22 protein-coding genes, 1 pseudogene and 1 riboswitch are annotated in these 24,324 nt (G+C 59.4%); of the genes and pseudogenes, 14 read left to right on the top strand and 9 right to left on the bottom strand.

All coding sequences use genetic code 11. The features are described from left to right. Window positions 1-13 precede the first annotated feature (13 nt). The 7 genes from ACR0E6_RS14755 to ACR0E6_RS14785 all read right to left on the bottom strand — a co-directional run bounded on the left by ACR0E6_RS14755 (window position 14) and on the right by ACR0E6_RS14785 (window position 8,215). On the bottom strand, window positions 14-1,060 hold the full coding sequence (locus tag ACR0E6_RS14755) for a LacI family DNA-binding transcriptional regulator (RefSeq protein ID WP_480584666.1): 1,047 nt from the start codon (window positions 1,058-1,060) through the stop codon (window positions 14-16). Next, window positions 1,060-1,806 carry a sugar phosphate isomerase/epimerase family protein gene (locus ACR0E6_RS14760; protein WP_480584669.1) on the bottom strand — a complete coding sequence of 249 codons (747 nt, stop codon included), beginning with the start codon at window positions 1,804-1,806 and terminating at the stop codon, window positions 1,060-1,062. The genes ACR0E6_RS14755 and ACR0E6_RS14760 overlap by 1 nt, the downstream gene beginning before the upstream one ends. Window positions 1,807-1,887: 81 nt before the next feature. Beyond that, window positions 1,888-2,970 carry a sn-glycerol-3-phosphate ABC transporter ATP-binding protein UgpC gene (locus ACR0E6_RS14765; protein WP_170522770.1) on the bottom strand — a complete coding sequence of 361 codons (1,083 nt, stop codon included), beginning with the start codon at window positions 2,968-2,970 and terminating at the stop codon, window positions 1,888-1,890. 4 nt (window positions 2,971-2,974) lie between these two features. Beyond that, a complete protein-coding gene (locus ACR0E6_RS14770; RefSeq protein WP_480584673.1) occupies window positions 2,975-4,630 on the bottom strand; it encodes an alpha-glucosidase in 1,656 nt (551 codons plus the stop codon). A 9-nt stretch (window positions 4,631-4,639) separates the two neighbouring features. Beyond that, complete coding sequence (locus tag ACR0E6_RS14775) at window positions 4,640-5,788, bottom strand: carbohydrate ABC transporter permease (protein ID WP_480584676.1); 1,149 nt, start codon at window positions 5,786-5,788, stop codon at window positions 4,640-4,642. 5 nt (window positions 5,789-5,793) lie between these two features. After that, window positions 5,794-6,801 (bottom strand): carbohydrate ABC transporter permease, encoded by a 1,008-nt coding sequence (locus tag ACR0E6_RS14780; RefSeq protein ID WP_480584678.1) that lies wholly within the window; start codon window positions 6,799-6,801, stop codon window positions 5,794-5,796. A 55-nt stretch (window positions 6,802-6,856) separates the two neighbouring features. Further along, window positions 6,857-8,215 (bottom strand): ABC transporter substrate-binding protein, encoded by a 1,359-nt coding sequence (locus tag ACR0E6_RS14785; RefSeq protein WP_170622177.1) that lies wholly within the window; start codon window positions 8,213-8,215, stop codon window positions 6,857-6,859. A gap of 220 nt (window positions 8,216-8,435) precedes the next feature. On the opposite strand from ACR0E6_RS14785, the gene ACR0E6_RS14790 reads away from it, so the two are divergent. The 9 genes and pseudogenes from ACR0E6_RS14790 (at window position 8,436) to ACR0E6_RS14830 (ending at window position 16,908) form a co-directional block, all read left to right on the top strand. Further along, window positions 8,436-9,464, top strand: coding sequence for a LacI family DNA-binding transcriptional regulator (locus ACR0E6_RS14790; protein ID WP_480584682.1), 1,029 nt, complete (start codon window positions 8,436-8,438; stop codon window positions 9,462-9,464). A 4-nt stretch (window positions 9,465-9,468) separates the two neighbouring features. After that, window positions 9,469-10,773, top strand: a pseudogene (locus ACR0E6_RS14795) (GH1 family beta-glucosidase); the annotation flags it as partial. 63 nt (window positions 10,774-10,836) lie between these two features. Further along, window positions 10,837-11,796, top strand: a complete 960-nt coding sequence (locus tag ACR0E6_RS14800; protein ID WP_480584980.1) for a glucokinase — start codon at window positions 10,837-10,839, stop codon at window positions 11,794-11,796. Window positions 11,797-11,830: 34 nt separating this feature from the next. Then, window positions 11,831-12,757, top strand: a complete 927-nt coding sequence (locus tag ACR0E6_RS14805; protein ID WP_480584685.1) for a carbohydrate kinase family protein — start codon at window positions 11,831-11,833, stop codon at window positions 12,755-12,757. Window positions 12,758-12,775: 18 nt separating this feature from the next. Further along, complete coding sequence (locus ACR0E6_RS14810) at window positions 12,776-13,441, top strand: D-lyxose/D-mannose family sugar isomerase (protein WP_170453815.1); 666 nt, start codon at window positions 12,776-12,778, stop codon at window positions 13,439-13,441. Window positions 13,442-13,500: 59 nt separating this feature from the next. Beyond that, window positions 13,501-13,704: riboswitch (cobalamin riboswitch) on the top strand. Window positions 13,705-13,803: 99 nt separating this feature from the next. Then, window positions 13,804-14,160, top strand: coding sequence for a DUF1636 family protein (locus ACR0E6_RS14815; protein WP_480584688.1), 357 nt, complete (start codon window positions 13,804-13,806; stop codon window positions 14,158-14,160). Next, window positions 14,157-14,933, top strand: coding sequence for an ABC transporter ATP-binding protein (locus ACR0E6_RS14820; protein ID WP_170622183.1), 777 nt, complete (start codon window positions 14,157-14,159; stop codon window positions 14,931-14,933). The genes ACR0E6_RS14815 and ACR0E6_RS14820 overlap by 4 nt, the downstream gene beginning before the upstream one ends. Window positions 14,934-14,948: 15 nt before the next feature. Then, a complete protein-coding gene (locus tag ACR0E6_RS14825) occupies window positions 14,949-15,896 on the top strand; it encodes an ABC transporter substrate-binding protein (protein WP_480584690.1) in 948 nt (315 codons plus the stop codon). Between the two features lies 1 nt (window position 15,897). Next, on the top strand, window positions 15,898-16,908 hold the full coding sequence (locus ACR0E6_RS14830; protein WP_480584693.1) for a FecCD family ABC transporter permease: 1,011 nt from the start codon (window positions 15,898-15,900) through the stop codon (window positions 16,906-16,908). Window positions 16,909-16,910: 2 nt separating this feature from the next. Here ACR0E6_RS14830 and ACR0E6_RS14835 read toward each other — a convergent pair whose 3' ends face one another. Then, window positions 16,911-17,924, bottom strand: coding sequence for a LacI family DNA-binding transcriptional regulator (locus ACR0E6_RS14835; RefSeq protein WP_480584696.1), 1,014 nt, complete (start codon window positions 17,922-17,924; stop codon window positions 16,911-16,913). 231 nt (window positions 17,925-18,155) lie between these two features. Between ACR0E6_RS14835 and ACR0E6_RS14840 the strand changes: the two genes are divergently transcribed. The 5 genes from ACR0E6_RS14840 to ACR0E6_RS14860 all read left to right on the top strand — a co-directional run bounded on the left by ACR0E6_RS14840 (window position 18,156) and on the right by ACR0E6_RS14860 (window position 23,377). Continuing rightward, window positions 18,156-19,460, top strand: coding sequence for an extracellular solute-binding protein (locus tag ACR0E6_RS14840; protein ID WP_170453820.1), 1,305 nt, complete (start codon window positions 18,156-18,158; stop codon window positions 19,458-19,460). Window positions 19,461-19,532: 72 nt separating this feature from the next. Further along, window positions 19,533-20,414: an ABC transporter permease subunit gene (locus ACR0E6_RS14845; protein WP_170453821.1), complete on the top strand. Its 882-nt coding sequence runs from the start codon at window positions 19,533-19,535 to the stop codon at window positions 20,412-20,414. A 12-nt stretch (window positions 20,415-20,426) separates the two neighbouring features. After that, window positions 20,427-21,320: an ABC transporter permease subunit gene (locus tag ACR0E6_RS14850; RefSeq protein ID WP_170453822.1), complete on the top strand. Its 894-nt coding sequence runs from the start codon at window positions 20,427-20,429 to the stop codon at window positions 21,318-21,320. 12 nt (window positions 21,321-21,332) lie between these two features. Next, window positions 21,333-22,379, top strand: coding sequence for an ABC transporter ATP-binding protein (locus tag ACR0E6_RS14855; RefSeq protein WP_480584698.1), 1,047 nt, complete (start codon window positions 21,333-21,335; stop codon window positions 22,377-22,379). Next, a complete protein-coding gene (locus ACR0E6_RS14860; RefSeq protein WP_480584702.1) occupies window positions 22,376-23,377 on the top strand; it encodes an endonuclease/exonuclease/phosphatase family protein in 1,002 nt (333 codons plus the stop codon). Before ACR0E6_RS14855 ends, ACR0E6_RS14860 begins: the two co-directional genes overlap by 4 nt. Window positions 23,378-23,398: 21 nt before the next feature. On the opposite strand, the gene ACR0E6_RS14865 is transcribed toward ACR0E6_RS14860, so the two are convergent. Continuing rightward, complete coding sequence (locus ACR0E6_RS14865; protein ID WP_480584705.1) at window positions 23,399-24,310, bottom strand: LysR family transcriptional regulator; 912 nt, start codon at window positions 24,308-24,310, stop codon at window positions 23,399-23,401. Window positions 24,311-24,324 lie beyond the last annotated feature (14 nt).

Consider the following 24,324-nt stretch of genomic DNA (forward strand, 5'->3'; position numbering starts at 1 on the left):
CTCCTTTGTTGGATCAGTTGGATTGCGCCAGTTCTGGCGCGGGGGTGTCAGGTTGCCGCTCGATTAAGGTGGCCCTGATCTTTTTCTGGGTCTCGGACGGGTCGGCCCCGTCCAGGGATTTCAGCATGAACTCGCCCAGCAGACGGCTGGTTTCGCTGATCGGCAGGTAGTAGGTGCTGGGCGGCGGCACGAAATACTGGCTGAGTTGCAGATCGTCGGTCGATATTACCACCACATCCCGCCCGACCTGCACGCCGGATTTGGCAGCCGATGACAAAACGCCCAGCGTCATCGCCTCATTGGCGCAGATGATTGCTGTGGGTGGGTTTGAAAGCCGCGCAAATGTCTGGAATGCCATTTCGCCCGACAATGCCGTAGTCGGCCCGTTGAATACAAGGTCTTCGGCAAATCCGATCTTCGCAGCGGTCAGAGCCTGCACATACCCCTCTTCACGTTGCGACGCATAGATCAACTCGGACGGTGGATTGACCAGCGCGATCCTGCGGTGCCCCAAACGGATCAGTCGCCGGGTCGCATCAAATGCTGCCGCCTGACTGTCGAAATCCACATAGGGGTGGGGTTGGGTGGCATCGCTCATCCCATATGTCACGAATGGAAAGTTCTGTGCTTGCAAATACGCAATGCGCGGATCGTTCCTGAGCGTACCCGAAAAGATCACCCCATCGGCCAGACCCTCTTGCACGATATTGCGCAAAGTCGTCATGGCGCCGTTCAGGTCCGAGACGCTGAATACGCTCAGTTGATAGCGTGAGCCCTGCAGGGCGCCCGATATTCCGGACAGAATACGTGTGAATTCAACACCTTCCCACTCCTCAGGCTCATGAGCCGAGACGCCAACCAGAACCGCAATACGATAGGATTTGTTGGTGCGCAGTTTCAGGCCGTCCAGATTGACCCGGTATCCCTGCTCTTGCGCAACCTTCTGGATCGCCTCGCGTGTTTCGCGCCTGACAGATGCGTCATTGCGCAAGGCGTTCGAGACGGTTCCCACCGAATAGCCCGTTTGACGGGCAATCGATTTGATCGTCGCCCGCGCCATTACGCGGCTGTCCTCAGCTGCTGTTCCAGAAACCTGCGCCCGGTTTCCAGTGTGGTCTTGAGGTCGGGGCTTTCGTCATGTTCGACAAACAAATCCGCGCAGCCTGTGCGTGCAAGAGCCGTCAATAAAGGCCCCCAATCAACGTTTCCCTGCCCCAGATCGCGCCAGCGATCATCGCCTTGCTCGGTCGGATCGATATCCTTGGCATGGATGGACAGGATCGAACCCGCGTGGCGCTGAACCATGTCCACAGGATCCAGACCCACCGCCACAACCCAGCCAATATCGGGCTGCCAGTAGATGTTGCCTTGCGACAGGATCATATCCAGCGGAGTGTCACCCGCCTCGCCCTGCAGATCGAAATCATGGTTGTGATACCCCAGCCTGACACCCTGCGCGGCCAAACGGGTGGCCCACTCGGATAGCTGATGCGCCACCTTGGACCAGCCTTCACGAGATTTTGGACGCATCTCTGGTGACAGCCAGGGCATTATTGCCACCGGGCAATCCAACAGGTTCAGAACCGCTGCGACCTCATCAAACCGGTCTTCGAACTCTTCCCAGTCAAAATGGGCAGACCGAACCCGCAGGCCCGAGCGTTGAACGATCTCTGCCATCTGGGACGGCGTCAGTTCGTGTAAGCCCGTCGTCTCGACATCCGCAAAACCGCAGGTCGCCGCCATGTCCAGCTGATCGGCCAGACCCCCGCAATGCCGGACTGTGTAAAGCTGCGCGGAAATACGCATATCCCACCATTGAAACGTTTCAAATATGGTGGAATACGAGGGGCGCGCTTGTCAAGCACCCCGCACGGCCCTTGTTTTCGGTTATTTTCGCATCGACATTCCGTTGTGGAACAAATGCACCTTGTCCGGGGCGGCGGTCACCGACGCGGTCTGGCCCCGCAGGTTTCGTTGCACGCCGGGCAGTTTGGCGATGACCGATTCTGCCCCTTCGGATTTCTCGAAATAAAGCAGTGTGACCTCGCCCAAGGCTTCGGTGAAATCGACGGTGCCGGACAGGATCGGATCGCTGTCGGTCAGGACAAAATCTTCGGGCCGAACGCCAATATTGACCTGTTTGCCTTCGTCTCCAGCCTCGGTCGGGATTGTCGAAATCGCCGTGCCGCCGGAGGCTAGCGAAACGGTCGTCATTTGCCCGGTGCCTGTGATTGTGCCCGGCAACAGGTTCATCGAAGGCGAGCCGATGAACTGCGCCACAAACTCATTGTCCGGCGTTTCATAAAGCTCCAGCGGCGTGCCGACCTGCGCAATCCCTTTATTGGCCAGAACCACGATCCGGCTGGCCAGCGTCATCGCCTCGACCTGATCGTGGGTCACGTAGATCATCGTGCTGTCAGGCATCGCCTCTTTCAGGCGCGCGATCTCGATCCTTGTGGCCACGCGAAGGGCGGCGTCGAGGTTCGAAAGCGGTTCATCGAACAGATACACCTTCGGGTCGCGCACAATCGCGCGCCCGATAGCAACCCGTTGCCGCTGACCGCCTGACAGCGCTTTGGGCAAGCGATCCAGAAACGGCTCTAGCTGCAAGATTTTGGCGGCGCGCTCGACCGAGGCGTCGATCTCGGACGCTGGCATCTTGGCGATTTTCAGGGCAAAGGCCATATTCTCGCGCACGGTCATATGCGGATAGAGCGCATAGGATTGGAACACCATGGCGATACCGCGCTGCGCCGGCGGGACTTCGTTCATGACCTGCCCTTCGATCTCTAGCGTGCCACCAGAGATCTTTTCCAACCCTGCGATCATCCGCAGCAAGGTGGATTTACCGCAGCCCGAGGGGCCGACAAAGACAATCAACTCACCCTGTTCGATGTCCAGATCGATATGTTTCAGGACATCAACAGGACCATAGGACTTGGCAACGTCCGTCAGTTTGAGTTCAGACATGGCTTTACCCCTTTTCCCTGATCATCAGACAGAATTGTGCTTCGTTCAGTGTGACTTGCCCGGTGCCGTCCACCGCGCCAAGGTCCTGACCAATTGGCCGCCAGTCACCTTCTGGCAGACGCAGATCGGCGCTGTCCGAGCCCAGATTGAAGGCGCAGAACACCTGTTCGGTTTCATCTTCACGCAGGAAAGTCAGGATCGGTCCGGTCTGCTCCATCCGCGTCTGCGTGCCCGAGGCCAACGCGGAATGCGACTGACGCAAGGCAATGGCACGGCGATAGTGGTTCAGCATCGACGTCGGATCATTTTCCAACCGGTCCACCGCCTGTTCAGCCTGCGCCCCGCTGACCGGCAGCCATGGCTCAGTTGCGCTGAAACCGGAATGTTCATCCTGAGCGGCCCAGACCATCGGCGTCCGGCAACCGTCGCGTCCCTTGTATTCGGGCCAGAACTCGATGCCGTAAGGGTCTTGCAGTTTTTCAAAGGGCACATCCGCTTCGTGCAGACCCAGCTCTTCACCCTGATACAGACAGGCTGAACCGCGCAGGCACATCATCAACACAGCATGTTGCCGGGCGGCAGCCTCGGTCAGGTTCCAGCGCGAGGCATGGCGGGCGACATCGTGGTTCGAAAACGCCCAGCAGGGCCAGGCGTCGCCTGCTTTCGTTTCCAACTGATCAAAGACCTGCTTGGCGTAGTCGGCCGTCAGCGCGCGCTTCTCCAAAAACTCGAACGCGTAGCACATATGCATTCGCTTATCGCCGGTTGTGTATTCGCCCATGATCTCAAGCCCGCGTTGGGCATCCCCGATCTCACCCAGACAGGCGCGGCCCTCGTATTCGTCGGTCAGGGCGCGGAGACGTTCCAGAAACGCGATGTTTTCCGGTTGGCTTTTTGAGAACAGGTGATCCTGATGGTTATACGGATTCACTGCAGGCGCGATCGAGGCATTGCGCTGATCCTCGGGCAGCGCCGGATTGTCCCGTAACTGCTTGTCGTGGAAATAGAAATTGATGGTATCCAGGCGGAACCCGTCAACGCCCATATCCAGCCAGAACCGGGCAACGTCCAGCAGCGCGTCCTGTACTTCAACGCAGTGGAAATTCAGGTCCGGCTGCGAGGTCAGAAAGTTGTGCAGGTAATATTGCAGACGACGGGAATCCCATTGCCAGGCCGAGCCGCCAAAAATCGACAGCCAGTTGTTGGGCGGCGTGCCGTCCGGCTTGGGGTCGGCCCAGACAAACCAATCGGATTTCGGATTGTCTCGGCTGGCCCGGCTTTCGCTGAACCACGGATGCTGGTCCGAGGTGTGCGACAACACCAGATCGATCATGACTTTCAGCCCCTTGGCATGGGCCTTGGCCAGCAGGTCCTGAAAATCGGCCAGCGTGCCGAACATCGGGTCCACGTCCCGATAGTCGCTTACATCGTAACCGAAATCCTTCATCGGGGATTTGAAGAAGGGCGAAATCCAGATCGCATCCACGCCAAGCGACGCGATGTAATCCAACCGTTGGGTGATGCCTTTCAGATCCCCGATCCCGTCACCATTGCTGTCCTGAAAGCTGCGCGGATAGATCTGATAGATCACACCGCCGCGCCACCACTCGGACGTTGCTTTGGTCGATTTGGAAATGTCCACGATGTTTTGCACGTTCATCAGACGCCTCTATTTGACGGATCCGGCCAACAGGCCCCGGACCAGATATTTTTGCATTGCGAAGAACACGACCAGCGGCACGAAGATCGACACAAAGGCCGCTGTCGCAAGGATTTCCCAATTGCCGCCCCTTGTTCCCAAAAGCTCGACAATCCGGTTGGTCATTACGGTGGTCTGACCGGTTGCATCGATCAGGAAAACCTTGGCGACCAGCAGGTCGTTCCATGTCCACAGAAACTGGAAGATCGCGAATGAAGCCAGCGCCGGGAAGCTCAGCGGCAGGATCAGCTTGGTGAAGATCTGGAACTCGGTCGCGCCATCGACGCGGGCGTTTTCGATCAGATCACGCGGCAATCCGGCCATGTAGTTGCGCAGCAGGTAAATCGCCAACGGCATCCCAAAGCCCGTATGGGCCAGCCAGACACCCAGATAGCCTTTGCCGATCCCGATGTTCAGGTGGAATTTCAGCAGCGGTATCAGCGCCAGTTGCAACGGCACAACCAGCAGGCCCACCACCGCCGCGATCAGCAGCGCCCGGCCCGGAAAATCCATCCACGCCAGCGCATAGGCTGCAAAAGCCGCCACAAGGATCGGGATGATCGTCGCCGGGATCGTCACCGTCAGCGTATTGAAGAACGCTTTGGCCATATTGTCGTCACCGCTGTTGCTCAGCAATACGGTGCCGTAATTCTCCATCGTGAATTCCGACGGTACTTTGGCGGTGACAAAGACACGCGCGCCACGATTGCCGGTGAACGCCTCGGAGTTCTCCATTCGGTAGTTGCCCTCTGCGTCCACGGTGATTGTACCGCCCCTGCGCAACTCCGCCACATCGCCGGGTGCAAAGGCATCAATCTCACGCGCGCTGATCCCCCATTTTGAAATCGTCGCCTGCTGCGCTTCGTCGAACAGGTTGCCCTCGATCACGTAGAGATCACCCTGTTGCACCTGAGTGTCGGGCGCGGCGGCACGGATGGTCAGATTCTGTTCCGACGGGAACATGGCGCGCCACCAGCCGCTGCTGGAAATCTGATCCGCCGTGCGGAACGAAGAAATCAACAGCCCCAGCGTCGGCACCAGCCACAGCACGACCAGAAAAATGACCGAGCCATGAACCACCCATCTGAGGGCGGGTTTGGTTCCTGCAATATCGCTCATACCCGCTACTCCATTTCCTTGCGCGCATTGCGCACGTTCCAGACAAGGATCGGGGTTACCAGCAGCATGATGACCATGGCCGAGGCCGAACCGACCCCCCAGTCATCGCCCCGGAACAGCTTGTCATACATGTAGTTGGCCAGGACCTGCGTCTCCCACTGCCCGTTGGTCATGGCAAAAACGATGTCAAAGACCTTCAGCACAGTGATCGTGATCGTCGTCCAGACCACCAGAATGGTTGTCTTGATCTGCGGCACCTTGATCTTGAAGAAAATCTGAAACGGGTTCGCCCCGTCCAGAATGGCGGCCTCGATCGTTTCTTCGGGAATACCGCGCAGGGCTGCCGACAGGATCACCATGGCAAAGCCGGTTTGGATCCAGATCAGGACGATCATCAGGAAGAAACTGTTCCAGAAGGGAACGGTCAGCCATGTCTGCGGCTCGGTCCCACCAAAGAAGATGTAAAGCGCGTTCAGGATGCCGATCTGGTCCTGTTCGGCTGGCCGGGCGTCATAGACCAGCTTCCAGATGACCGATGCACCGACGAAGGAAATCGCCATCGGCATGAAGATCAGCGACTTGGCAAGATTGCCCCAGCGGATGCGGTCGGTCAGTTGCGCAACCAGCAGACCAAAGGCCGTGGACATCGCAGGCACCACGATCAGCCACAGCATGTTGTTGCGCATGGCCTCCCAGAATTTCGGCTCGGCGGCCATCTGGCCGTAGTTTTCCAGCCCGACCCATCTGTACCCGCCGCCGGGCACGCGTTCCGTGAGGGACAGACGCAAGGTTTCAACCACCGGATAGGCCAGATACAGCCCAAGTGCGGCCAGCGCGGGAAACAGAAACAGCCAGGGCCGGATCATGTTCGCGCGGTTGATGTTGCGTCCCGCATTCGGCCCGCGCGGCGGGAACAGGACTTTGTCCAGAAACTGGTTCGAGACGTAGAAGTAGCCCACGCAACCCGACACACCGATGATGATGGTCAGCAGGCCCTGAAGTGCCGGTGTCATGACGCCCTCATGTGTTTGGAAACGGGGCAGCCGGTGGGCCGCCCCATAACATCAGTTACTTCGCGGCATCCCACGAGGACTGGATTTCGCCGGTGACTGTGGCGGCATCTTTCGCGCCCGACGAATAGTCGACCATACCGGTCCAGAAGGTCCCCGCGCCGACCGCACCGGGCATCAGGTCCGAGCCGTCAAAGCGAAAGGTGGTGGCATTGGTCAGAATCTCACCCTGTCCGCGCTGCGTGTCATTGGCGTAGTTCTCGGGGTTTGCCCCCAGATGCGGGGTCAGGAACCCGTCCTGCGACATCATGATCTCATGCGCGAAGGGGGTTTTGAGGAATTCCATGAAGGCCTCGGCCGCCGGGTTCGGGTTGGTGATGGTGAACAGCGTGCCCGCACCCAGAACCGGGGTGCCCAGATCCTTCTCGGCATAGGCCGGGAAGTAGAAGAAATCGGCATCCACACCCAACTCGGTCCCTTCCGGGAAGTAGGCCGGAATGAACGAGGCCTGACGGTGCATCATACAGGCCGGCGGGCTGTCGAACAGGCCCTTGGGGCTGTCGCGGAAATCAATCGCGGCGGTGTCATCGGCATCACCCACGACGTAGTCGTCATTGCGGGTAAAGCTGCCATATTCCTCGATCGCGGCGATCACGCGCGGATCGTCGAACTTCATTTCGTTCGAAACCCACTGGTCATAAACCTCGGGCGGTTGGGTGCGCAGCATCAGGTCCTCGACCCAGTCGGTTGCAGGCCAGCCGGTGGCACCACCAGACGCCAGACCAACGCAAAGCGGCGTTTCGCCGTCCTCGACCATCTGGTCCATCAGTGCTTTGAACTCTTCCATGGTCTGGGGCACTTCGTAGCCGAAATCCTCAAAATTCTCGGGGATGTACCAGACCAGGGATTTCACGTTCACATTGAAGAAGAAGCCGTAGAACCCGTCTTCACCTTCGGCATTCTCGAATGTCCCAAGATCAACCCAGGACTGCCCGGCGGCAAAATTCTCTTTGATCCAATCTGCCGACCCTTCGGCCAGAGGTGTCAGATACCCGTTTTTCGCCATATTGGCGGCAAGGCCGGGCTGCGGAAAGACAGTCAGGTTGGGGGCCGACCCGGCGGCAGCGTCAATCAGGATCTGCTGTTCCAGCGAATCCGACCCGACATAGCTGGCATTGGCGCCGGTTGCGTCGACGAAATAGGCCACAAGGTTCTCGAAAGAATCGCCCTCACCCGCCAGCCATGGCCCGAAAATCGTCAGGTCCTGACCGGTCAGGTCATGAGCATCGGCAAAAGCCTGCAACCCGTCCCAATCAAAGTTTCCATCGCCGACAGCATGAATCATTTCACCTTCGGCATGCACGGACCCGGCCATCAGGGCGAGCACCGCCGCGCCTGCATATAGCGAGTGTTTCATCAATAATCCTCCCAAGACAACAACGCGCTTCTGAGATTCGTTTTTCAAAGCGCTTTGGATGCGGAACTTTATCCGCTAACATTCAGCCTCTGTCAACAATCTGTTTCTGATACTGCACTATGTTTGGCAGAGATCGAATTGACGGAATACAGGTTGACGAATGGTCGATTTGGCCACAAAACAAGTCTAACACCTCATTTGAAGGCGCTTTGAACCGCTCATGAACCTGAAACAGCTCTCGGAAATCCTGGGTCTTTCACAGACAACCGTCAGCCGCGCGCTGAACGGCTATCCGGAGGTGAGCGAGGATACGAGGGTCCGGGTTCAGGCCGCTGCGCAGAAACATGGATACCGACCGAACAGCCGGGCCAAGGGGCTGGCGACGGGCAAGTCCATGGTGATCGGGCATGTGATCCCCAGCTCATCCCAGCATGAAATGGTGAACCCGATTTTTGGGGATTTCGTCGCCGGTGCTGCAAAGAAATATGCCGAGCATGGCTATGACATGATGTTCACAAACGCCGACGACACCTCGATCGAAGAAGCTTATCGCAGTCTGTTTCAACGCGGCGCGGTGGACGGGGTCGTGCTGCAAGGGCCCAAGGTGAACGAGCATCGGATTTCAGTGCTCAGCCGCATGTCCGTGCCGTTCATCGTTCACGGACGTGCAACCGGGGTGGACCTGCCTTATGACTGGATCGACGTGAACAACAAAAGTTCTTTTCAGCGCGCGACCCGCTTTTTGCTGGATCTGGGCCATCGCCGCATCGCGCTGATCAACGGGCTTGAGGATATGGATTTCGCCCATCGCCGCCGCGACGGCTATCTTGCTGCGCTGGCGCAGGCCGGGTTGAAGCCGGATCTTGAACTGATGCGCAGCGCCGAAATGACCGAAGTTTACGGCCATCACGAAACCCGCGCCATGCTGGCGCTGGACAATCCGCCCACTGCAATCCTGACCTCGTCCATGATCTCGGCCATTGGTGTGCGCCGCGCTTTGGAGGAGGCTGGCTTGCAGATGGGCCGCGATGTGTCCGTTATTGCCCATGATGACGACCTGTCCTACCTCAAGAACGGGCAGGACGTGCCCATTTTCACAGCCACGCGCTCATCCGTACGTCAGGCGGGGGAATTGGCCGCCGACATGCTGATCGAGCGCATCAAGTCCCCGAACGATCCGACCAAAACCAAATTGCTCGAGGCGGAACTGGTCGTGGGCAGATCAACCGGCCCGGTGCCAAGCAGGTAACAAAATGAAATACACCCGCGCTGATTTCCCCAAGGATTTTCTCTTTGGTGTGGCAACCTCGGCCTATCAGATTGAAGGCCACGCGAAGGGCGGCGCTGGCCAGACCCATTGGGATACCTTCGCCGCCTCGCCCGGCAATGTCGTGCGCTGCGAAAACGGCGATCTGGCCTGCGATCACCTGAACCGGTTCCCGAAAGATTTCGATCTGGTGCGCGAGGCCGGGTTTGATTGCTATCGCTTTTCAACCAGTTGGGCGCGGGTCATGCCCGAGGGGCGCGGTCAGGTCAATCAGGCCGGGCTGGACTACTACGACCGGCTGACCGATGCGCTGCTGGATCGCGGCATCCGTCCCTGCGCCACGTTGTATCATTGGGAACTGCCCTCGGCCCTGGCCGACCTCGGCGGCTGGCGCAACCGCGATATTGCCGGGTGGTTCGCCGATTTCACCGAGGTCATCATGGGCCGTATCGGCGACCGCATGCACAGCGTCGCCCCGATCAACGAGCCCTGGTGCGTGAGCTGGCTGAGCCATTTCGAAGGGCACCACGCCCCCGGCATGCGCGACATTCGTGCGGCGGCGCGCGCCATGCACCATGTTCTGCTGGCCCATGGGCGCGCCATTCAGGCCATGCGGGGGCTGGGGATGAACAATCTGGGTGCGGTGTTCAATCTGGAATGGGCCGAACCCGCCGACAGCAGCCCAAAGGCGCGCGAGGCCGCCGATCTTTATGATGGGATTTACAACCGGTTCTTTCTGGGTGGCGTCTTCAAAAAAGCCTACCCGCAGAATGTGCTGGACGGGCTGGAAAAGCACTTGCCAACCGGCTGGCAGGACGATTTCGAAATCATCGGAACGCCAGTCGATTGGTGTGGGCTGAACTATTACACCCGCAAGCTGATCGCCCCGTCCGACACCGCATGGCCCAGCCTGAAAGAGGTGCCCGGCCCGCTGCCAAAAACGCAGATGGGGTGGGAGATCGAGCCGACGGCCCTTTCTCGTTTTCTGACCCGCACGGCGCGGGACTACACCGGGGATCTGCCGATCTATGTCACCGAAAACGGCATGGCCAGCCCCGAGCGGCAGCAGGATGACGACCGGATAGAGTATTTGAATCAGCATCTTACGGCGGTGCAAACTGCGCTGGAACAGGGCGTTCCGGTCAAGGGTTACTTCATCTGGTCGCTGCTGGACAATTACGAATGGGCGTTTGGATATGAAAAGCGGTTCGGGCTGGTCGACGTGGATTTCGACACGCTGGAGCGCAGACCCAAAGCCTCGTTTAACGCGCTGAAATCGGCGCTGGCGCAAGGTGAACCCGTTGCGGTGCCCCTGGCACAACCGGCAGGTGCGGTGCACGCGCATTGGAACCTGGTGGCAGATATCGGCGGTACCAACACCCGGCTTGGGGTCATCACAAACGGAGAGTTGACGGATCTGCGCAAGCATCCGACAGGGACTCTGCCCGACCTGCTTGACGCGTTCCACAGCCTGCGCGATGACATCGGCACCGACCCTCAGGCCGTTGTCGCCGCAGGTGCAGGCCCGGTTCGGGATGGCGTCATCCAACTGACAAACGCCCATCTGGACCTGTCCGAGGCCGAGTTAGCCAAGGCCACAGGTGCGCGGCATACCTATGTGATCAACGACTTCACCGCTGCGGCATGGTCCGTGGCCGAGGCAACGAAGGCCGATGTGGCCGTGCTGCAAGGCGACCCTACACCGCCAACCGGCACCCGTCTGGTCGTTGGCCCGGGAACCGGGCTGGGTGTCGGGGCGCTGTTGTATTCGGAAAGACATTACCACACAGCCTCGGGCGAAGGCGGTCATGTCGGTGTCTCCCCGCGCCACCGGGACGAGGTTGATATTTTCGAAGCTGCCCGCCACATCGCGCCGGACTGTTTCTTTGGCGATAGCCTGACGCTTGAAGCTGAAATGTTTCTGAGCGGAACAGGTCTGCCTGTCCTCTATCAATCCATCGCACTGGCCGCCGGTCAGACTGACGCAGCGCACCGCCCGGCAAAGGATATTCTTCACGACGCCCGCAACGGATCGGATGCCCATGCCATCAAAGCAGCCGAGATGTTCACGACCCATCTGGGCGCTCTGCTGGGTGATCTGGCCGTCACCTTGATCCCCCGGGGCGGCGTGTTCCTGGTGGGCGGCGTGGCAGAGAAGAACCGCTGGCTGTTTGGCGAGCGTTTTCTGGACGCCTTCAATCAAGGTGGGCGATTCAGCGATTTGCGGCAAGGGATGAACCTTTATATCTCGGAACAGATCGAATTTGGCATTGTTGGCGCTAACAACTTCTGTAAAAATGCGCTCATGCGGTAAAATCGTGTGACCATTTCCAAAGAAGGACCGCGGGATGATCCTGTGTTGTGGCGAAGCCCTGATCGACATGATCGCCGAACCGACCAATTCGGGCGCGCAGGGCTATGTGCCCCATTCCGGCGGCGCAATTTTCAACACGGCCATCGCGCTGGGGCGCTTGGGCGCGCCGGTGGGGATGCTGACGGGCTTGTCCTCGGATATGTTTGGCGCGCAATTGGCGGACACGCTGAAGGCAAGCCATGTGGACACCTCGCATGTGATTGCCAGCGACCGCCCGACCACTTTGGCTTTTGTGAAGCTGGTGGATGGGCATGCTTCGTACAATTTTGTTGATGAAAACACGGCGGGGCGAATGTTGCAGCCCGAGGATATGCCACAGCAATTGCTGGCGACCTCGACCCTGTATCTGGGGGGGATCAGCCTGGCCTGTGAACCCTGTGCCGATGCCTATGCCGCGCTGCTCGACCGTCATGGCGGCGACCGCGCGGTGATGCTGGACCCAAATATCCGGCCGGGTTTTATCAAAGATCAGACCCGCTATCGCACCCGCCTGAACCGCATGATCGCGCAGGCCGATATCGTCAAGGTTTCGGACGAGGATCTGGATTGGATCATTCCCGGGCCGGAAACCCATGCCGAGAAGGTGCCCTTGTTGCTGAAGGCCGGGCCGTCGGTGGTGATTGTGACGCGGGGCAGTCAGGGGGCCTCGGGCTATCTGGCGGACGGGTCCGAGACCTCGGTGGCGGTCAAACCGGTGCAGGTTGTCGATACGGTCGGGGCTGGCGATACGTTCAACGCGGGCGTTTTGGCCGAACTCCACCGCGCCGGGCACCTGAGCAAAGAGGGCCTGCGCGCCTTGACACCTGATAGCCTGCGCGCGGCTTTGTCCCTGGGCGCAGAAGTCGCCGCCGTCACCGTATCCCGCGCCGGGGCAAACCCGCCCTGGGCGCATGAGCTTTGATCCCCCGAGGGAACCGACATGAAACGATCCGACATCAACGACATCAAGACCGAGGCGCAGGCCTTCATCAAATCCTTCGGCGCGGTCCTGCCGCCCTTCGCCGACTGGTCCCCTGATCAGATGCGCAGCGCAAAGGCCGACACGATCCGCGCCCGAGGGTTGGGCTGGGACATTACCGATTACGGTCAGGGCAAGTTTGATGAGCTGGGCCTGTTCCTGTTCACCCTGCGCAATGGCGACGTGAATGATCTGAACCAGGGTCGCGGTATGCTCTATGCCGAGAAACTGCTGATTTCGCGCGACAAACAATTGTCTCCGATGCACCGCCATATCATCAAGGCCGAGGACATTATCAACCGGGGCGGCGGTGATCTGGTGATGGAGATCTACGCCTCGGACCCCGAAGGCGGCATTGATCGCGACAATCCGGTGGTTGTGCCCAGCGACGGCTGCGATGTCACCATCACCCCCGGCGAGTTGCTGCGCCTGAAACCCGGTGAAAGCGTGACCCTGATGCCCGGTATCTGGCATGCTTTTTGGGCCGAGCGTGGGGATTGTCTGATCGGTGAAGTCTCAACCGTCAATGACGACCGCACCGACAATGTGTTCGAGCAACCGATCCCCCGGTTCGCGACCATTGAAGAGGACGCAGCGCCGGAATTTTTGCTGGTTGCGGATTACTAAACACTCAGTCCGCGCCGCCAAAATCTCGACCAGAGCGCTTGACAATTAAATCCTCGACAGACTAGCTGACCAGCGATGGTTCCCGTAGCGATGCCTGCGGGATGAAAATGGGAATACGGTGCGGCCCTGCGGCCAAATCCGTGACTGCCCCCGCAACTGTAAGCGGAGAGCGACGCCAAATCACCACTGGCCTGAACAGGTCGGGAAGGTTGGCCAAGCCATGACCCGCAAGTCAGGAGACCTGCCATCACCTGTGCAACCAACCCGGGGCGGGGTGTCCTGGAAGGAGGATTTGATGGCTCAATTTTTCGCCTGCGGGCGTGGCTTCTTCTTTTCGCGCGGTTTCCGCAGCGGGAACAGCCATGTCATCCCAAGCTGACCACTTCGTCCTGATCTGTTCGACCTGTCAGGGTGAAATCGAAGCCAAGGCAGCCAAGGCCAGTTTGGACGCAACCCTGCCGCAAGGGTTTGCGACCCGAATGATTGCCTGCATGGCAGGGTGCGAACGCCCCATGACCGTTGGGCTGCAAGCCGAAGGCAAGGCGCAGTATCTGTTCGGCGATATCCAAAGCCCCGCCGATCTGGACGCGATTGCCGCCTTCGCCCGCCAATTCCGCGACAGTGACGACGGCTGGACCAGTGCAACCGATCGGCCCCCTGCCCTGCTTTTCAAAACTCTGGCCCGTCTGCCGCGCCTTTCGACAGAGGGCGAGAAATGAGTTTTCTGGTTGCCAAGGGGCTCGAATACTACGCCCTGAATGGGGATGTGTTGCTACAGGATGTCTCCTTCTCATTGGATGAGGGGTCGATCCTGGCCATTGCCGGGCCAAACGGGGCCGGGAAAACCACGCTGTTGAACCTGCTTTGTGGCCTCGAACGTCTGGCCTTGGGCGATGTGACGATCAAGGGGCAAAGCCTGCGTCAATTATCTGCCCCTGAACGGGCACGCACCATCGCCGTGGTCGGGCAGCAGGAACTGCCTGACGGCAGGCTGAAACTGCGCGACTATGTGGCCCTTGGGCAAATCCCGATTCAGGCCGACCGGTCAGCCGAGGATCATAAGGCCGATCTTGAGCGGGTGCTTGAGATCACCGAACTGGTCCCGCTGGCCGATAAACCGATGCAACGTCTGTCCGGCGGCGAACGTCAGCGGGCGCATATCGCACGGGCCCTGGCGCAAAGGCCATCGCTGCTGTTTCTGGACGAGCCGACAAACCACCTCGACCCCGACGCCAAGGGCCACATGCTGTCGCTGGTGGCCGAACTGGGCGTGACGGTTGTGATGATCGTGCATGATCTGGTCATGATCCCCGAATTCGCCACCCATGTCGCTTTGATGAAGGCAACCCGCATGACCGGCTTCGGCCCGGTTCCCGAAGTTCTGACACCCGAGCGTGTGCGCGATACGTTTGGCGTTGACTACCTGTGTTTCCAGCACGAAGGGCGCGTGATCCCGGCGCTGGATATCCGAAAACGAAAGCTGTCATCATAACAGGAGAATTTGATAATGCAGAAATTCTGGTCCGTGGTCCTTGTTTCGGGCCTCGCAAGTGGTGCGGCGGCGCATGAAGTGACCGTCGACAATTGCGGCGAACCACTGGTGTTCGACGGCACGCCCGAGCGGATTGTCGTGCACGACATGAACATGACCGACATGGCCTTTGCGCTGGGTTTGCAGGACAAGATTGTCGGCCTGACCGGCATTACCGGCTGGTACAAGACCAGCCCGGATTTCGATGCAAAACGCGGTGACATCCCGGAACTGGCGCCCAAATACCCCACCGTCGAAAATCTGGTCGCGGTCGAGCCGGATATGTTCTTTGCCGGTTGGTATTACGGCTTGCAGCCGGGTGGTGAAGTGACCCCAGACACGCTGGAACCCTTTGGTATCAAGACCATGGTTCTGACCGAAAGCTGCGTACACCTGAACAAGGACCGCCCCGAAGCCAGCATGGACCTTCTGTTCGATGACGTGCTGCGTCTGGGCAAGGTGATGCATGTGGAAGACAGGGCCGAAGCGCTGGTCTCAGACTGGAAAGACCAGCTGGCGGCCATCGAATCCAAAACCGCAGACCTGCCGAAACCCCGCGTCTTCCTGCTGGACGGTCCCGCCGATGCGCCCTTTACCGCCGGTAAATTCGCCATTCCCGACGCCATGATCGAGGCCGCAGGCGGTGTCAGCGTCACCCACGACATGGACACCAGCTGGGGTCGCACCTCATGGGAAGCAGTGGCCGCCGCAAACCCCGAATTTCTGGTCCTGCTCGACTATCAGACCGGAAACGGTGCCGAAGACACGTTCAAGTTCCTGCAAGAGCATCCGGCCATGTCCCTGATCGATGCCGTCAAGAACGAACGCTGGATCGGCCTGCGCTATGAAGAGCTGACGCCGGGACCGGCAAACATAGACGCCATCGAAAAGATGGTTTCGGCCATGCACCCGGAGCTGAACTAACATGGCTCAAACGGGCCGCGCGGTCCTGCTGGGGGCGGTCATTCTGACCGCCCTTTTGCTGCTGTCGGTCGTCTATGGCACGACATCCATTCCCGTCGCCGACGTGGCGACAGCGATCATGCTGGGCACCGGATTGACCGAAGGCGAGATGTCCCCCCTGCATCGGATCGTGTTCGACCTGCGCCTGCCCCGCGCCCTATTCGCGGCGGTCATTGGCGCTGGTCTGGGTGTGGTCGGCGTGGTGCTGCAAACGACCACGCGCAACGATCTGGCCGACCCGTTTCTGTTTGGCCTGTCTTCGGGCGCAGCCGCCGGGGCGGTTCTGGTCATCACGGTAACCGGGGACGTGCTTGGCATCTGGACCCTGCCGCTTGCTGCCTTCTGTGGCGGCTTGATCGCGTCAGGCATCGTTCTCGCGCTGGTTCAGGGCCTGCGCACAAGCGCGCCGGAAAAGCTGATCCTTGCGGGGCTTGCGGTCTCGTTCCTGTTTTCTGCCATCACCAACTATCTGATCTTTTCCGGCGACAGTCGTGCTGCGCATTCGGTGATCTTCTGGATGCTGGGCGGTCTTGGCCTCGCGCGGTGGGAGACCTTTCCCCTTGTCCTGATCGGGCTTGCGATGATCCTGGGCTATTCGCTCTACCGCAGCCGCTGGCTGGACGCGTTGCTGACCGGGGATTTCACAGCCGCGACGCTGGGTATCCCGGTTCAGGGCCTGCGGTTTCGGATGTTCTTTGTTGCGGCTTTGGCCACGGCAAGCTTTGTCTCGGTCGCGGGCGTCATTGGCTTTGTCGGCCTGATGGTCCCTCACATCGCCCGAGGCATTGCCGGAACGCTGCACCGCAATCTGCTGGTAACCTCGGCCATCGTGGGCGCGATCCTTCTGACCCTGTCTGACATCCTGTCACGCTTGCTGCTGGCCCCGCAGGAATTGCCGGTGGGCATCGTCACCACATCCATCGGATCGCTGTTCGTCTTCCTGTACCTGTTCAAATCCGCCCGAAACGACTAAGCCTAGTGCGTGCCGCGTGGTACGAAATAGGGATCGACCATGATCGTCTCGCTGGCTTTTGCGGGATCGGCCAGCCTGCGTTCCAGCTGCGCAATGACCTGATCGACAGCCTCAGCAATCGGGTTGTTGACCGTGCTCAGGTTGAAGATCGGCCATCTGGCCATTTCGATGTCGTCGAACCCGACCAGCGACAGCGCGTTTGGAACGTCCAGACCCATCTCGCGCGCCGCTGTCAGCGCCCCGATTGCGCTGGCATCATTGGCGCAGATCAGCGCGTCCAGCCTGTGCTGACCCAGCAAGGTAAGCGCGATGTCCCGCCCGGTCTCGACCGTGAAATCTCCGGTCTCTTCCGCCACCAGTCCAAGGCCCGCGCGTTCCAGCACCTCGATCACACCTGCCCTGCGCTCGGCCGAGGATGAGAAACTGGGCGCACCACCCAGAAATCCAAACCGTGTCCGACCTTTCCGGATCAACGCTTCGGTCGCAAGTCGCGTACCTTCGGCATTGCGGCAGCACACGTTGTCGACCCCTGGCGCCTTCACAATGCGCCCGGCAGAAATCATTGGCACGCCCAGCTTGCTGCATCGTTTGACCAGCGCCTGAGGCATACTGCCCCCGCGCAGGATCAAAGCATCAAGCGGATAGCGCAAAACCTGCTCGATCGCGTCTTCTGCACGCTGATCCCCACCGTCAATGAGAATCGGCCATTTGTTCAACGCGTTCAGTTTGCCGACCAAAGCGCGGACAAATTCGGAATCAAAATCGCTGCGCATATTGCCGACAAACACCGCCACAAGGTGCGAGCGTCCGTCCTTCAGACCAGCGGCCAAAGCGTTTGGCTGATAGCCCATACGTTCAGCCATATCCTCGATTATTTTTCTTTTATTTTCATCAAGATACGCGCCGGGCGTAAAAGCGCGGGAAACGGCCGAACGAGACACCCCAGCCGCGTCTGCGACGGCCTGCGCAGTGACCCTGCGGCGCCTTTCGGCGGGTTTGTCACGATCCTGAACCACGCTCAACCTGTCCTTCGATTTGGTGGAATTTGTCAATATTGCTAGAAATCTTTCACCGAACTGTCATACGTTAACACTATGTGGGCACGTGTGCAGATTCCAGACGGGTCCATGATGCAGGTCGGAGGCTGCGCGCATCAAACGCCGCAGGGGAGCCTGCACAATAACCTGGCACAAATTTGCCACCGGTCCCTTAGCTGCAAGGGGCCGACACCGAACCGGAGGATCGAAATGACCAAACTGAAGTTTTGCGCAACGGCTGCCGCACTCGCGTTCACCGCGACCACAGTCTTTGCAGAAACCGAAATCACCTGGTGGCACGCACATGGCGGGCAATTGGGCGAGACCGTCAACAAGGTGGCCGAGAAATTCAACGCGTCGCAGGACGAATACACAATCACTCCGATCTACAAAGGCAGCTACGAAGAGACGCTGACCGCTGGTATCGCGGCCTTCCGCGCCGGTGAGCAGCCGAACATCATGCAGGTCTTTGACGCGGGCGCTGCAACCGTGATCGCCGCCAAGGGCGCAACCGTTCCGGTACAGGACCTGCTGGCCGAAAACGGTGTCGAGTTCGACATCAACGACTACATCGCCGGTGTGCGTTATTTCTATGCCGACAGCGATGGCAAGATGATCGGGATGCCCTTCAACTCGTCGACCCCGATTCTGTACTACAACGTCGACGCGCTGGAAGCCGCTGGCGTGACCCCGCCGAAGACATGGGAAGAATTCCAGTCGACCACCGCCCCGGCGTTGAAAGAGGCGGGCTATATCCCGCTCAGCCAGTCGCACCTGCCCTGGATCTTCACCGAGAACTTCATGTCGCGCCACAACCTGCCGTTTGCGACCAACAACAACGGCTATGACGGCATGGATACCGAGATTCTGGTGAACAACGACGCGATCAAGGCGCACTTCACCGCCGTGACCGAGTGGAAGGACAATGGCCTGTTCGAGTGGTACGGCACCGGTTGGGGTGACAACGCCAAGCCGTTTGAAGAGGGCAAAGTTGCCATGTGGCTGGGCTCGTCCGGTTCGTTCGGTGGCCTGTTGCAGAAAAATCTGGGCTTTGAATTCAGCGCGGTTGAACTGCCCTATTGGGAAGCCGTGACGCCCGAGCCGACCCAGACCTTCATCGGTGGTGCCGCCCTGTTCGCGATGGCCGGCAAATCGGACGAAGAAAACAAGGCAACTGCCGAGTTCTTCCGTTTCCTGACCGCGCCTGAAACCCAGTATTTCTGGCATCAGGAAACCGGCTATGTGCCGATCACCGAGGCCGCCTATGACGTTGCCAAGAAAGACGGCCATTATGAGCGTTTCCCGGCAGCCGAAGTCGGTGTGAACCAGTTGCAGGCCAAAGCCGGTGACAACACCAAAGGCTATCGCATGGGCTTCTACGTGCAGATCCGCGATATCATGAACCGCGAATATGGCCGTATCCTGACTGGTGAAACCGACGTGGACACCGCGTTCCAGAACATCGAAGACGAAGCCAACGAATTGCTGGCCCGCTTCGCAAAAACCCAGGGCTAAACCCCGGGATCACCCCCAAGATGGTCGCGCCTTCGGGCGCGGCCATCCCCCATTTTCGCAACTGGACGGGTCATGAAACGCGCGGGCTTCGACACTATCTGGCTTCCTGTGGCATTGCTGCTGCCACAGCTGATGATCATCGCAATCTTCTTCTACTGGCCTGCGGGTTGGGCGTTGCAATCGTCCTTCTTTCTGCAGGACCCGTTTGGCTTCGGTTCGACCTTTGTAGGGGCGGATAACTACACCTCGTTGCTGGGTAACGATCAGTACAAGCGCATCGCGTGGTTCACGATTGTCTTCTCGGTCCTGGTCACATTCTTTTCGCTGTCCATCGCCCTGCTGCTGGCGGTCAAGGCCGACAAGGTGATCCGGGGTGCCAAATCCTATCGCACGCTTCTGATGTGGGTCTACGCCATCGCGCCACCGGTCGCCGGGTTCTTGGGCATCCTGTTCTTCGACCAAAGCACCGGCCCGATGACCAAGTTCTTCCAGATGTTTGGCTGGGATTTCAAGCTGGGCGTGGATTACAACGCCACCGCAACCGCGATGATCATCGTGGCTGTCTGGAAACAGATCCCGGTCAATTTCATCTTCTTCCTGTCCGGCCTGCAATCCATCCCGCGTTCGGTCCGCGAGGCGGCGATGATCGACAACCGCTCGGCCACCGGTCGGTTCTGGCAGGTGACCTTCCCGTTGCTGGCCCCGACCGCCTTCTTCCTGCTGATCATCAACATCACCTACGCACTGTTCGACACGTTCGGCATCATCGATGCGCTGATGAAGGGCGAGCCGGGGAACAACCCGATGACGCTGGTCTACAAGGTCTATCTGGACGGGTTCCGGGGCAATGACCTTGGCGGCTCATCCGCGCAATCCGTTGTCCTGATGGTTCTTGTTCTGATCCTGACCGTCTTTCAGTTCCGGCTGGTTGAACGCCGGATTCACTACACGTGATGGGGGCGCAAAATGGCTGACACAACCCTTGAGACAACCCAAACCACCCGCCGCCCCCGCAAGATCAAATGGAGCGCGGTTGGCGATCACACCGTCCTGATCCTGGGCTCGCTGCTGATGATGCTGCCGCCGTTGTTGGCGCTGACCACGGCCAGCCATGATGCGGTGACCATCCACCGGCAGGGCATTCAACTGGGCCTTGGCGATGATCTCGGCAAGAACTTCAACGCCGCCATGTTCGAGAAAGGCGGCTTTACCCAAACCGTCGATGGCACGCTGATGCTAATGAACTCGTTCATCCTTGGCATTGGCTTTGCCGTGGGCAAGATCATCATCTCGATGATGGCCGCTTATGCCATTGTCTATTTCCGCCTGCGTTTTGCCACGCTGGCCTTTTGGATCATCTTCACCACGCTGCTGCTGCCGCTTGAGGTGCGGATTCTGCCCTCCTACGAAGCGATCCAGAAACTGGGCCTGACGAACACCTATACCGGCCTGATCGTCCCGCTGATCGCGTCAGCGACCGGCACATTCTTCTTCCGACAGTTCTTTATGTCCGTCCCCGAGGAACTGGCCGAGGCCGCCCGGATCGATGGCGCGGGGCCGTGGAAGTTCTTCATCGACATCCTCGTCCCGCTCAGCCGGACGATGATCGCCGCGATCTTCATCATCATGTTCGTCTTCGGCTGGAACCAGTATCTGTGGCCAACGCTGATCACTACGGATGAAAGCTTCTTCACGCTGGTCCGGGGCATCAAGCAGATCGTGCTGACCTATACCGACAGTCAGATCCCCGAACACGGGCAGGCCTTGGCGCTGGCGATCGTTGCAATGATCCCGCCGGTGGCCATCGTCATCTTCTTCCAGAATTGGTTCGTCAAGGGCCTCACAGAATCCGATAAATAAGGAAACACGCGCATGGCTCAGGTCTCGTTAGAGGGCATCCGCAAGGTCTATCCCAACGGCTTTCAGGCGGTTGAGACCACCAATTTCACCATTCAGGACGGCGAGTTTGTCGTTCTGGTCGGCCCCTCGGGCTGTGGCAAGTCCACGCTTCTGCGGATGATCGCGGGGCTGGAGGATATCACCGAAGGCACGCTGAAAATCGGCGACCGGGTGGTGAACGATGTGGACCCAGCGGATCGCGACATTGCGATGGTGTTCCAGAACTACGCTTTGTATCCGCATATGACCGTGCGCAAGAATATCGGTTATGGGCTGAAAAACCGGGGCACGCCCGCGTCCGAGATTGCGGCCAAGGTCGAAGACGCCGCCAAGATGCTGAATCTGACCGAATATCTGGACCGCAAACCGGCGCAACTGTCCGGTGGTCAGCGTCAGCGCGTTGCCATGGGCCGCGCCGTTGTGCGCGATCCGGCGCTGTTCCTATTTGATGAACCTCTGTCCAATCTCGACGCCAAACTGCGCAATCAGATGCGGATCGAGATCAAGGCCCTGCAACGCCGCCTTGGTACGACGGCGGTTTACGTGACCCACGATCAGGTCGAAGCCATGACCATGGCCGACCGCATCATCGTCCTGAACGCAGGCAAGATCGAACAGATCGGCACCCCGTCCGAGATTTATCACAACCCGGCCTCGACCTTCGTGGCCTCGTTTATGGGCGCGCCGCCAATGAACCTGATCGAGGCGCAAGTGGATCACGGGCAGGTGCGGATCAATGGCTATGACGGGATTATGACTGCCCCGGCCTCGGCCAATGGCCCTGTGACGCTGGGCATCCGGCCCGAAGATATTGAACTCGACGGTCAGGGCTCGGTTCCGTTTCAGGTCGACATCCTGGAAGAACTGGGCGCGCACCGGCTGCTGCACGGTCAGTTGGGCGGGCAGCCCTTTACCGTTCTGGTCAGCAAGGACCACGATGCACAGACAGGCGAAACACATATCACCCTGAAACCCGACGCGCTGCGTCTGTTTGATGTGGAAACGGGAAAAGTCATTTGATTACAGACGTTTTGGACGCCCTGCCCGCGGTGACAGCGGATCAACGGGCGCGCATCCTGTCGGCACCCCGCACGGCTGCCGCGCATCGCGAATTGCTGGGTGACATACCCGCGATGAACGCATTGCAAATGGGCGGTCAGGCAACCGCCACGCGTTTGCCGGCACAATTCAATGTCGCGGCATGGAATGTGGAACGGTGCCTCTTCCCCGAGGCCACCGCAGCCCATCTGCGCCCGATCCGACCGGACATTGTTTTGCTGTCCGAGGTTGATCACGGCATGGCCCGCACCTCGCAACGGCACACGACCGAAGCCATGGCCGAGGCCTTGGGCATGGTCTATGCCTTTGGTGTCGAATTCCACGAACTGGACCTTGGCGGCCCGACCGAACGCAGTTTTTGCAAAGACGACTTCAACACGCTGGGTTGGCATGGCAACGCCATTCTGTCTTCGGTTCCGTTCCAGCGCACAGCCCTGATCCGTCTGGACGATCACGGCCATTGGTTTTCCTGCGACGAAGGAGCTGCCGACCCCGACCAGCCACGCGTCGGGGGCCGTATGGCACTCGCTGCCATCGTGCCGACGGAAAACGGACCAATCTGTGTGATCTCGACCCATCTGGAAAGCAATGCGGATGCTGCGCACCGGCACACCCAATTCGTTCTTCTGCTGGATGCAATCGACAGGTTTGCACCGGGTCTGCCGGTTCTGATCGGTGGCGACCTGAACACCGGCAACCACCTGCCCCCGGATTTCAACTGGCAGGACGAAAGCCTGTTCAGCTTGGCCGAAACGCACGGATACGACTGGGGTTTTACGATCGATGGCCCCACCACACGGCCCAGCCTGATCACCCCGCACCCGCAGCGGGTGATGAAACTTGATTGGCTCGCAGGCCGGGATCTGAGCTGCATCGACAAAGGGCTGCTGACATCAATCTCGGATGAGGGCACGCCGCTGTCCGATCATGACTGCGTCTGGTGTCGCGCCAGCCTTTAGACGATTTGGACAATGGCCGGGTTAACCCCCGGCCTTTTCCCGCACTGCTGCGCCGTCCAGACCCTGACTGTTCGACAGTAATTCCTGCACAAGCGAATTGGGGAACCGTCTCTTGAACGTGACTGCGTGAAAGTTCTCTTTGATACGCGGATGCTCTTGCGCTTCGATCAACCGGCCCGAGGACAACTCATCCCGCACCACAATCGGGGCCACAAGGGCCAGCCCAATATCTTCACGTGCCAGCAGGCGCATCATCGCCATGTCATCCACTTCGGCCACCACCTGTGGACGAACGGACATCCGGCTGGCCATTGCGTCAAAAGCCGTGCGCACACTGTTTTTGCTGGTCGGCAAGATGAACGGTTGTTCTTCGAGCAGCGCCTTGATGGGGCGCTTGGGATCCAGCCGCGCCGGGGTGCCGACAATGCTGACCGGTTGTTCCGCCAGATGATGGGTGACGAAGCTGGTCAAGCTGTCACTGGCCGGTTCGTGGCTCATCAGGACCAGATCGAAATTCAGTGTCTCAAGCCCCTCAAGCAACTCACTGGGGCTGCCGGAACGCAAGATGACCTCGACATCCGTACGGGCCAGAATGGGCCGCAGAAACCCGATCTGAAAGTTGCGCGACAAGGTCGACTGTGCGCCGACACGCAGCGCCTGCCTGGCGTTTCCGGCATCCTGCAACGTTGCCACAAGCTCTTGCCCTGCCGCAAAAATTGCGTCCGCGTGGTCCAGGGCGATGTGCCCGGCCTCGGTCAGGTGCAGCTTGCGCCCGCGTCGTTCGAATAGCGGGTGGCCCAGCCTCTCCTCCAGTTCTTTGATCTGAACCGAAAGCGCCGATTGCGACAGGTTCAGTCGCTGGGCTGTTCGGGTCAGGTTCCCATCGTGGGCGACGGCCCAGAAATAGCGCAGGTGATGATAGTTCAACGGCATATCGTTCTATTTAA

This window comes from Ruegeria sp. AP12, assembly GCF_056540025.1.

Bases quoted from the DNA above. Each gene is read 5' to 3' on its own strand.
- ACR0E6_RS14755 (WP_480584666.1), bottom strand. From the start codon at position 1,060: ATGGCGCGGGCGACGATCAAATCGATTGCCCGTCAAACGGGCTATTCG.
- ACR0E6_RS14760 (WP_480584669.1), bottom strand. From the start codon at position 1,806: ATGCGTATTTCCGCGCAGCTTTACACAGTCCGGCATTGCGGGGGTCTG.
- ACR0E6_RS14765 (WP_170522770.1), bottom strand. From the start codon at position 2,970: ATGTCTGAACTCAAACTGACGGACGTTGCCAAGTCCTATGGTCCTGTT.
- ACR0E6_RS14770 (WP_480584673.1), bottom strand. From the start codon at position 4,630: ATGAACGTGCAAAACATCGTGGACATTTCCAAATCGACCAAAGCAACG.
- ACR0E6_RS14775 (WP_480584676.1), bottom strand. From the start codon at position 5,788: ATGAGCGATATTGCAGGAACCAAACCCGCCCTCAGATGGGTGGTTCAT.
- ACR0E6_RS14780 (WP_480584678.1), bottom strand. From the start codon at position 6,801: ATGACACCGGCACTTCAGGGCCTGCTGACCATCATCATCGGTGTGTCG.
- ACR0E6_RS14785 (WP_170622177.1), bottom strand. From the start codon at position 8,215: ATGAAACACTCGCTATATGCAGGCGCGGCGGTGCTCGCCCTGATGGCC.
- ACR0E6_RS14790 (WP_480584682.1), top strand. From the start codon at position 8,436: ATGAACCTGAAACAGCTCTCGGAAATCCTGGGTCTTTCACAGACAACC.
- ACR0E6_RS14805 (WP_480584685.1), top strand. From the start codon at position 11,831: ATGATCCTGTGTTGTGGCGAAGCCCTGATCGACATGATCGCCGAACCG.
- ACR0E6_RS14810 (WP_170453815.1), top strand. From the start codon at position 12,776: ATGAAACGATCCGACATCAACGACATCAAGACCGAGGCGCAGGCCTTC.
- ACR0E6_RS14815 (WP_480584688.1), top strand. From the start codon at position 13,804: ATGTCATCCCAAGCTGACCACTTCGTCCTGATCTGTTCGACCTGTCAG.
- ACR0E6_RS14820 (WP_170622183.1), top strand. From the start codon at position 14,157: ATGAGTTTTCTGGTTGCCAAGGGGCTCGAATACTACGCCCTGAATGGG.
- ACR0E6_RS14825 (WP_480584690.1), top strand. From the start codon at position 14,949: ATGCAGAAATTCTGGTCCGTGGTCCTTGTTTCGGGCCTCGCAAGTGGT.
- ACR0E6_RS14830 (WP_480584693.1), top strand. From the start codon at position 15,898: ATGGCTCAAACGGGCCGCGCGGTCCTGCTGGGGGCGGTCATTCTGACC.
- ACR0E6_RS14840 (WP_170453820.1), top strand. From the start codon at position 18,156: ATGACCAAACTGAAGTTTTGCGCAACGGCTGCCGCACTCGCGTTCACC.
- ACR0E6_RS14845 (WP_170453821.1), top strand. From the start codon at position 19,533: ATGAAACGCGCGGGCTTCGACACTATCTGGCTTCCTGTGGCATTGCTG.
- ACR0E6_RS14850 (WP_170453822.1), top strand. From the start codon at position 20,427: ATGGCTGACACAACCCTTGAGACAACCCAAACCACCCGCCGCCCCCGC.
- ACR0E6_RS14855 (WP_480584698.1), top strand. From the start codon at position 21,333: ATGGCTCAGGTCTCGTTAGAGGGCATCCGCAAGGTCTATCCCAACGGC.
- ACR0E6_RS14865 (WP_480584705.1), bottom strand. From the start codon at position 24,310: ATGCCGTTGAACTATCATCACCTGCGCTATTTCTGGGCCGTCGCCCAC.